This window comes from Stenotrophomonas sp. 278 (assembly GCF_003935715.1).
In the GTDB taxonomy this organism is placed as follows: Bacteria; Pseudomonadota; Gammaproteobacteria; order Xanthomonadales; family Xanthomonadaceae; genus Stenotrophomonas; species Stenotrophomonas maltophilia_AH.
Genome location: NZ_RHPP01000161.1, coordinates 1 through 8489 on the forward strand (window position 1 = coordinate 1; position 8489 = coordinate 8489).

At 65.5% G+C, this 8489-nt stretch carries 11 protein-coding genes and 1 pseudogene; 5 read left to right on the plus strand and 7 right to left on the minus strand.

Going from position 1 to position 8489, the window contains the following annotated elements; all coding sequences use genetic code 11:
- Nucleotides 1–195 precede the first annotated feature (195 nt).
- The 7 genes from EGJ34_RS18905 to EGJ34_RS18935 form a co-directional block, all read right to left on the minus strand.
- Nucleotides 196–621: a hypothetical protein gene (locus EGJ34_RS18905; protein WP_125362001.1), complete on the minus strand. Its 426-nt coding sequence runs from the start codon at nt 619–621 to the stop codon at nt 196–198.
- An 88-nt stretch (nt 622–709) separates the two neighbouring features.
- The gene (locus EGJ34_RS18910; RefSeq protein WP_125362002.1) at nt 710–1288 is read right to left on the minus strand and encodes a DUF2884 family protein; all 579 of its coding nucleotides are present in this window, start codon (nt 1286–1288) and stop codon (nt 710–712) included.
- A 72-nt stretch (nt 1289–1360) separates the two neighbouring features.
- Nucleotides 1361–2248 carry a DUF2807 domain-containing protein gene (locus tag EGJ34_RS18915; protein ID WP_125362003.1) on the minus strand — a complete coding sequence of 296 codons (888 nt, stop codon included), beginning with the start codon at nt 2246–2248 and terminating at the stop codon, nt 1361–1363.
- Between the two features lie 27 nt (nt 2249–2275).
- Nucleotides 2276–3304, minus strand: a complete 1029-nt coding sequence (locus EGJ34_RS18920) for an ABC-2 transporter permease (protein ID WP_125362004.1) — start codon at nt 3302–3304, stop codon at nt 2276–2278.
- Nucleotides 3301–4176 carry an ABC transporter ATP-binding protein gene (locus tag EGJ34_RS18925; protein ID WP_125362005.1) on the minus strand — a complete coding sequence of 292 codons (876 nt, stop codon included), beginning with the start codon at nt 4174–4176 and terminating at the stop codon, nt 3301–3303. The genes EGJ34_RS18920 and EGJ34_RS18925 overlap by 4 nt, the downstream gene beginning before the upstream one ends.
- Nucleotides 4173–4535 carry a GntR family transcriptional regulator gene (locus EGJ34_RS18930; RefSeq protein ID WP_125362006.1) on the minus strand — a complete coding sequence of 121 codons (363 nt, stop codon included), beginning with the start codon at nt 4533–4535 and terminating at the stop codon, nt 4173–4175. The genes EGJ34_RS18925 and EGJ34_RS18930 overlap by 4 nt, the downstream gene beginning before the upstream one ends.
- A 3-nt stretch (nt 4536–4538) precedes the next feature.
- On the minus strand, nt 4539–4790 hold the full coding sequence (locus EGJ34_RS18935) for a hypothetical protein (protein WP_125362007.1): 252 nt from the start codon (nt 4788–4790) through the stop codon (nt 4539–4541).
- A 257-nt stretch (nt 4791–5047) separates the two neighbouring features.
- Here EGJ34_RS18935 and EGJ34_RS18940 point away from each other — a divergent pair, with 257 nt between their 5' ends.
- The 5 genes and pseudogenes from EGJ34_RS18940 to EGJ34_RS22785 form a co-directional block, all read left to right on the plus strand.
- On the plus strand, nt 5048–5641 hold the full coding sequence (locus EGJ34_RS18940) for a glutathione peroxidase (RefSeq protein WP_125362008.1): 594 nt from the start codon (nt 5048–5050) through the stop codon (nt 5639–5641).
- 84 nt (nt 5642–5725) lie between these two features.
- The gene (locus EGJ34_RS18945) at nt 5726–6706 is read left to right on the plus strand and encodes an FKBP-type peptidyl-prolyl cis-trans isomerase (protein ID WP_125362009.1); all 981 of its coding nucleotides are present in this window, start codon (nt 5726–5728) and stop codon (nt 6704–6706) included.
- A gap of 20 nt (nt 6707–6726) precedes the next feature.
- Nucleotides 6727–8076, plus strand: coding sequence for a UDP-glucose/GDP-mannose dehydrogenase family protein (locus EGJ34_RS18950; protein ID WP_125362010.1), 1350 nt, complete (start codon nt 6727–6729; stop codon nt 8074–8076).
- Nucleotides 8069–8308, plus strand: a complete 240-nt coding sequence (locus EGJ34_RS18955) for a SlyX family protein (protein WP_125362011.1) — start codon at nt 8069–8071, stop codon at nt 8306–8308. Before EGJ34_RS18950 ends, EGJ34_RS18955 begins: the two co-directional genes overlap by 8 nt.
- Nucleotides 8309–8321: 13 nt before the next feature.
- Nucleotides 8322–8489, plus strand: a pseudogene (locus EGJ34_RS22785) (DUF2058 domain-containing protein); the annotation flags it as partial.

Here is an 8489-nt window from a genome sequence, read left to right on the forward strand (position 1 = left end):
ACACTCGGCGCCATGGATGGCGTCCGAGTAGCCTCCATGGATGGATTCACGGCGTGTCCCGCAAACCCACCCCGGCACGCCCAAACACGGGAACCGGTGACCACCGGCTGTTCGCCTGAATCCAGCAGCAGCCACGCAGGGCGTGGCTCTACGGAAATCAGGTAATCGCGGCGAAGTGAGGCAGGTGAGGAATCCTCAGCGACGATCCGCCATCAGGTTGTCGAAGGTCTCGGTGTAGCCCTTGAACTCGGGGATGCGGGTGGTCAGGTCGGCGGGAATGGGTTGCATGCCCGGCGGAACCTGGATCTTCACCGCGCGCATGTCCGGGTCGTGCGGGGCGTCCACCAGCGTGTTCTGGCGCAGCACCTGCAGCTGGCCGAACATGTTCTGCAGCAGGGCCTGCTGGCTTTCATCCAGCGGAATCTCGATCTCGTCCACCTTCATGTGGCCGTTCGGCAGCACGATGATGTTCGGGGCCGGCGCGCGGCGCACCGTGACCATGCCGTCGCTCACCGTGATCTTCGGCTTGCTGCGCTCGGCGCGGTGGTTGCGGTATTCCTGGTCGCAGCCGGTGGCGACCACGCAGAACAGGGCAAACAGCAGCAGGCAGAGCTTCTTCATGGCGGGCGCGGCAACAAAAAGGGGAGGACCATTCTAGTCCTCCCCCCGGTGCGATGCCGCCCCTGCGACCGATCGTCGCAGCGCCCGCTCAGGCGTGGCAGTCGTCGATGTCGCTCTGGTCCATCGTCGCGTAGGGCTTGAACGCCGGCAGCGCCGCGGCCAGCGCCTGCTGCTTGGCCATCATGTCCGGCAGCAGCTTGCACAACGTCTGGGCCTGCGCTTTGATCTTCTCCGCCTCGGCGTTGACCTTGGCCTCGATGCCCTCCGTGTTGCCCGAGAACACGCCACGCAGCGCCTCGCCGGCCGCCTGGACGCCCAGCTGGGCACCGGCCACGCCGATGTCCATGCCGGCACCGGCCAGCTTTTCCACCTGCCTGCGGTAGTCGAGCAGCAGCGCACGCTGCTGTGCGTCGATGGTGACCGCCTTGCCGTTGATCAGGAGGTCGCCTTCCGGCGTGATCTCGGCCTTGTTGTTCTGCTCGTCAGAGATGTTGATGTTGCCCTTGGCAAGCTTGTCGCGGGCCTTGTCGGTCGCATCCTGCACCTTCTTGCCGATGGATTCAGTCTCGGCCGCCGCCTTGCTGGCGGTCGTATTCACGTCGCCATTGCCGCAGGCGGCCAGTGGCAGGCACAGCAGGAGCGAAGGCAGAAAAAGCCGGGTCTTCATAGTGGTGATCCCTGGTAGAGCGGGGCTTGCCCCGCTGGTGTGCGTGATGGGTGCAGCGGGGCAAGCCCCGCTCTACTTGCCGCGCGGCAGCTGCACGCGCCCGCGCACGTTGCTGTGGTTCACGTCGCCACTGCCGCTGCTGCCCACGGTGAGATCACCGCCCACATCGCGCACCGTGACATCGCCCGACCCGTGGCGTTCGACCTTGACGCTACCGCCGACCTGGCGCGCCTCGAAATCACCCGAGCCGATACCGCCGAGGGTGACGCTGCCCTTGATCCGCTGCAGGTCGATGTCACCGGAGCCGACCGTGCCGATGTCCACGTTGCCGGCCACGTCGTGCAGCTTCACGTCGCCCGAGCCGACATTGCCGACCTTGGCCGCGCCACCGACATTGCGGGCCGTGAAGTCGCCTGACCCCACCGACAGCAGGTTCAGCGAGCCCGCGCCGTCCAGTTCCACGTCGCCTGAGCCGATCGCTGCGGTCACCGGTCCCTTGATGCCGCGAAGATCCACGTCACCCGAGCCCACGTCGGCACTCAGCGAATGCGCGCCGGTCACGCTGACGTCGCCGGAGCCCACGTTCAGCTGCACCAGCACGTTGTCCGGAACGGTGCCACGCAGGTCCAGGTAGGCGTACTGGTTGCCGCTCAGAATCGAGCCGACGCCCTGGTTGGCGCGCTGCAGCTTGACGATCAGCTTGCCGCCCTCCCGGCTCTGGGTAACCGTCAGGTCCTGCAGCAGCTCGGCGCGTGAAGCACAGGCGCGACCACTGAGTTCAGCGGTGCCAGGGCCTGCCTGCAGCACCAGATCATGCTGGTTGACCTGGAACACCACGGCCTTGGCACCGGCCACGTCCAGTTTGAGCGCGCGTGGCTCGCTGTGCTGGCACTGCGGTTCGTCGGCCAGGGCAGCAAGGGGCAGCAACAGCAGGGAAGCAACAGCGAACGTGCGGATCATGAGCAGGTTCCTCGTGGCAGTGAAGGGTCAGATTTCGCCGGCGCGGCGGCGCAGGCGGATCGCGATGATGATGAACAGTACGCCGAAGGCCGCGCCGATCCAGAGTTCCGGCAGCTTCAGTGCCGCCAGCTGGTTCATCGGGGCCAGCGCGCTGACCAGGTTGTCGCGGTCGCCGACGATCGCGCGCAGCTGGTCCATGCGGTAGAACACGTCGCTGCCCGGCAGCGTTCCCAGCAGCAGGCGGCCCACGATGTGCTGCCAGAACCAGCCGGTGGTCAGGTCGAACAGCTGCATGACCTTGGTGGTGGCGACGATGATGCCGGCGAAGATCGGCAGCATCACGCCCCACAGGAACGGCTTGGATTTGGCCCAGGCCGAGCACATCAGCAGCCAGCCGGCGGTGGGCAGGCCCCACAGCAGGTAAACCGGCAAACGTGACAGGTGGCTGGCGACCAGCGACAGCGGACTGGCCGGACCCCAGATCAGGGTCATCGGATTGCCACCGTAGGCCAGCGCCACGCAGGACAGAATCAACATGAAACCGAACATGGTCAGGATCGAGGCGATCACCGCGATCACCGGGGCGACCACCAGCGCGCTGATCAGCTTGGACAGCACGGTCTGGGTGTCCGACAGCGGCAGCGACTTCCAGAACAGGATGCTGCGGTCGCGGCGATCGTCGTAGAGCGCACCCAGGCAGTAGAAGAAGGTAACGAAGGCCAGCACCACGAACGGCCACAGCGAGCCGAGCAGCAGGGTGAAGTCCAGCGCATTGCCGAGGTCGGCCATGCCCTGGGCGTCCATCCGCTGGGTCAGCAGCTTCAGGTCCAGGCCGTTGATGTTGATGTTTTCATTGTCGATGTGCAGGTTGCCGCCGCGGGCCGCGCGGCTGAGGCCCCACAGCCCCAGCAGGATGCCGATGAGGCTCATTACCAGCGAGATCGCGCCGGCGATCAGCGGAGCCCACAGGAAGCCGCCGCGGTTTTCCCAGTACTCGCGCTTGAGCAGCCAGCCGAAGGTGCTCGCCTTGCTGATCGGGTGGTGGACGGTGTTCATGCGTAGGTTCCCTTCATGATGGCCACGAACAGGTCCGCCAGGCCGGGGCTGCGGACTTCGCCGAGGGGGGTGATCTGGTTGCGCGGGACGCCGTCGAACAGCATCACGGTCTTGCCGAACGGCAGCTGGCGTTCGTCGATGGGCTGCAGCGCGCGCGCGGCGTCGGCGGTTTCGGCCGAGACCAGCACCTCGGTGTAGCGCTCGCCGATGTCTTCCATGTCGGCGGTCAGCACGATGCGGCCGTCGCGGATGAACATCACGTCGGTCAGGATGTGCTCGATTTCTTCCACCTGGTGGGTGGTGACGATGATGGTCTTCTGTTCGTCGAAGTAGTCTTCCAGCAGCCGCTGGTAGAACTCCTTGCGGTACAGGATGTCCAGGCCCAGGGTCGGTTCGTCAAGGACCAGCACCTTGGCGTCGATGGCCATCACCAGGGCCAGGTGCAGCTGCACGATCATGCCCTTGGACAGTTCACGCACGCGCTGGCGCGGCTGCAGCTTGGTGGTGGACAGGAAGCGCTCGCAACGCGCGCGGTCGAAGCGCGGGTGGGTACCGGCAACGAAGTCGATCGCTTCGCGTACCTTCATCCAGCGTGGCAGCACCGCCACATCCGCGATGAAGCACACGTCGTTCATCAGTGCGTTGCGCTGCACGGCCGGGTCCAGTCCCAGCACGCGCAGCTCGCCTTCGACCGTGGTCAGGCCAAGCAGGGCCTTGAGCAGGGTGGTCTTGCCGGCCCCGTTGGGACCGATCAGGCCGGTGATGCGGCCGGGGGCGATGGAAAGGCTGGGCGTATCCAGCGCCACAGTCTGTTTATAGGCCTTGCGGAGGCCCTGGCCGGTGATGACGGCGTCGGATGCAACGGCATTCATGAGGAAGTCCCTTTGGGCAGCAGATCGTCGAGGTGCAGGCCCAGGCGCTGGATGCGCTCCAGGACCAGCGGCCATTCTTCATTGAGGAAACGGTCACGTTCGCTGCTGCGCAGCTGGGTGGCCGCTTCTTCGGTCATGAACATGCCCAGGCCGCGGCGCTTCTCTACCAGGCCTTCGTCGGCCAGTTCCTGGTAAGCGCGCGAAACGGTGATGGGGTTGAGCTGGTACTCGGCGGCGACCTGACGGACCGAGGGCAGGGCATCGCCGGGTTTGATGATGCTGTCGAGCATCATCGCGATGACACGCTCCTTCAGCTGACGGTAGATCGGAGCGCCATCGCTCCATTGAATATCGCTCATGAGTCAGCTCCGTGGGTTCAGCGACTGTGCGAATGAGAAGTAAGGCATGGACAGGGAGCTGTGCAGCCGGCGGGGAGGCGTGGGGGCGCCGTTGGCGTTCCCTGCCTGGATGACCTCGGCGTCCTGCGGGCCTTCAAACGCACCGGTGGCGGCCGAGCCGTCACGGTCACCGGCGGGGATGCTGAACCAGCCGATCAGCAGCAGCGCGGACGCGGCCGTGAGGGCTTTGGCGGAGTGGTGGCGCATGCGGTTCATGAGCTTCCCCTGCATCAGGTGACTGGTGTTGTATGCAACTATAACACCGATACGCTGGAGTGCAAGTTGCGACACGCCCCAACTGATGGCAGGGGGGTGACAGAACCTGAATGTGCAACTCAACTAGTTGAAAAATATCAGGTTATAGTGTCGGTATCTGCCGGTTCTTGCTCTGCGTGCATTCAGGGACGTGTACCGACAGGGCGCGAAAACCCCCGGTGGTATAGTCCGCAGCGCCCCTAGTCCGGAGTTTCCCGATGCGTCCGTGCCACCCCGTGCCGTCCCCGTCCCGTGTCCGCCGCTGGACCGTCGCCGTGCTGCTGTCGGGCCTGCTGCTGAGCGGCGCGACCCAGGCGGCTGGCCTGCTGGACCTCAGCTACCGCCCGCTGGCGGGCAAAAGCGAGGTGAACCTGCAGAAGCAGTACGGCGGCAAGGTCCTGCTGGTCGTCAATACCGCCAGCAAGTGTGGTTTCACCCCGCAGTACGAGGGCCTGGAGGCGCTGCAGAGGAAATATGCCGCGCGTGGCTTCTCGGTACTGGGCTTCCCGTCGAACGACTTCAAGGGCCAGGAACCGGGCAGCGAGGAGCAGATCCAGGAATTCTGCACGCTGACCTACGGCGTGAAGTTCCCGATGTTCCAGAAGGTCGAGGTGACCGGTGACAACGCCACCCCGTTGTACCAGCGGCTGACGGCTGCGACCGGCGTGGCCCCGGGCTGGAACTTCCACAAATATCTGGTGTCAAGAGACGGTCGCGTGGTCGCGCAGTTTCCCAGCAAGGTGAAGCCGGATGATGCAGCACTGGTCAAGGCGATCGAACATGAGCTGTCGGTCACGCCCGGCAAGCGCTGATTTTCTCGACATCTCGCACGTGCGTGCGACAATGCATCTTTTCGCGCCGACGTCGGCGCCCAGTCACTTCCAGGAATGCAGCAAATGAAGATGGGAATGCGTGGCGCCGCGGCGTCGGTTCTGATTCTGGCGATGGGTACCTCCGGTGCCGCGATGTCGCAACAACCGGCTGCCGCCCCGGCCGCCAAGGAGACCTCTGTTTTGACCTCCCAGAAAGAAAAGCTCAGCTACGCCATCGGCCTGGATGTGGCCAATTCGTTCGCCCCGATCGCCGACGAGATCGATCTGGCCGCCCTGCGTCGTGGCGTTGAAAACGCCTTTGCCGGCAAGCAGCCGCTGATCAGCCAGGAAGAAGCCCAGAAGACCGACCAGGCGCTGCGCATGGCGATGGCCGTCAAGGCCGGTCAGCCCATTCAGGGCCAGGCCCCGGGCACGCAGGCTCCCAAGGTGGACCGCGAGAAGGTCGGCCTGATGCTGGGCAGCTATGCCGTCGGCCCGTCGCTGGCCGCGCTGAAGGACGACCTGGAGCTGACCGCGCTGTTCGATGCGCTGTCCACCAGCTTCAGCAAGGGCACCCCGAAGATGACGGCCGACCAGGCCAAGTCGACCCTGGAAGGTTTCATGGCCGCCAAGAAGGCCGAAATGCAGGCCAAGGCTGCTGCCCAGGCCGGTACCAACCGCGCCGAAGGCAACGCCTTCCTGGCCAAGAACAAGACCGTGCCGGGCGTGGTCACCACCGCGTCGGGCCTGCAGTACCAGATCCTGCGCGCGGGTTCGGGAGAGCGTCCGATGCCGACCAGCAAGGTCCGCGTGAATTATGAAGGCAAGCTGCTCGACGGCACCGTGTTCGACAGCAGCTACCAGCGCGGCACTCCGGCCGAGTTCGGCCTGGACCAGGTGATCAAGGGCTGGACCGAAGGCGTGGCGCTGATGCAGGTCGGCTCCAAGTACCGCTTCTGGATCCCGGGTGAGCTGGCCTACGGCGAAGCCGGCACGCAGGGTGGCCCGATCGGGCCGAATGCGGCGCTGACCTTCGACGTCGAGCTGCTCAGCGTCCTGCCGTAAGGAACGGAGCCATCACGGACATGCGCGTCGCGATTTTCGGTACCGGCTACGTCGGGCTGGTCACGGGCACCTGCCTTGCCGATGTCGGCCACCAGGTGGTCTGCGTCGACATCGACCAGGCCAAGGTGGACGGCCTCAACCAGGGCATCATCCCGATCTACGAGCCGGGCCTGGAGCCCATGGTCAAGGCCAACCATGCCGCTTCGCGGCTGGCCTTCACCACGGACGCCGCGTCTGCCATCGCGCATGGCCAGGTGGTCTTCATCGCCGTCGGCACGCCGCCGGATGAGGATGGCAGTGCCGACCTGCAGTACGTGCTGGCGGTGGCTCGCACCATCGGCCAGTACATGCAGGTGCCGACCGTGGTGGTCAACAAGTCGACCGTGCCGGTAGGCACGGCCGACAAGGTGCGCGCGGCCATCGCCGAGGTGCTGGCCGCCCGTGGAGCGGATATCGCGTTCGACGTGGTGTCCAACCCGGAATTCCTGAAGGAGGGCGACGCGGTCGCCGACTGCATGCGGCCGGACCGCATCGTGGTGGGCGCGTCCAATCCCGAATCGGTGGCGCTGATGCGCCGCCTGTATGCGCCGTTCAACCGCAACCACGACCGCGTGGTGGAAATGGATGTGCGTTCGGCCGAACTGACCAAGTACGCGGCCAATGCGATGCTGGCGACCAAGATTTCGTTCATGAATGAAATCGCCAACATCGCCGAGCGCGTCGGAGCCGACGTCGAGCAGGTCCGCCAGGGAATCGGCTCGGACCCGCGCATCGGCTGGCACTTCATCTATCCTGGTGCCGGTTACGGCGGCTCATGCTTCCCCAAGGATGTGCAGGCGCTGGCCCGGACCGCGCAGCAGTACGGGCATGAGCCCAAGCTGCTCAACGCGGTGGAAGCGGTCAACCACGCCCAGAAGGGGCATCTGTTCGAACTCATCCAGCGCCATTACGACCGTGGCGAGGACGAAGGCGTGCGTGGCCGCACGTTCGCCGTGTGGGGCCTGGCGTTCAAGCCCAACACCGATGACATGCGCGAAGCCTCCAGCCGCCGCCTGCTGGCCCAGTTGTGGGAAGGTGGGGCCACGGTCCGCGCCTATGACCCGGAAGCCACCCATGAAGCGCAGCGCATCTTTGGCGAACGCGCTGACCTGGTCTTCTGCGACAGTGCCAACGAGGCCCTGGAAGGGGCCGATGCACTGGTGGTGGTGACCGAATGGAAGCAGTTCCGCAGCCCGGATTTCGCCCTGCTGCGCGAAAAGCTGAAGGATGCGGTGGTCTTCGATGGCCGCAATCTGTACGACCCGCAGGAAATCGAAGCGGCGGGTGTGGCCTACTACGGTATCGGCCGGGGGCGTTCGCTGCATGCATGAGTCCGTCCCTACCGACCGCGAGCAGGCACTGGAAGCGCGCCTGATCGAGCTGGAAATGCGCGTGTCCTTCCAGGAACAGGCGCTGGCTGAACTGAGCGAAGCGCTCGCCGATGCCCGGATCGAGGGCAATCGCAACGCCGAACTCACCAAACTGCTGCTGGAAGACCTGGGCAAGGTCCGAAACGCGCTGTATTCCGATCCGGGCGAAGAACCGCCGCCCCCGCACTACTGATCGACCCGACATCATGAGCGATACCCTCCGCGACCAGCTGCTGGGCCTGGGCTTCAAAGCCGCGCCGCAGCCCGAACGCAAACCCGAGCGCAAACCTGACCCCCGCCGCGACAGCCGTCCCGGTGGCAAGCCGCAGGGCGCGCGTCCTGCCGGCAGGTCCGGCGATGCCCCGCGTCCGGCC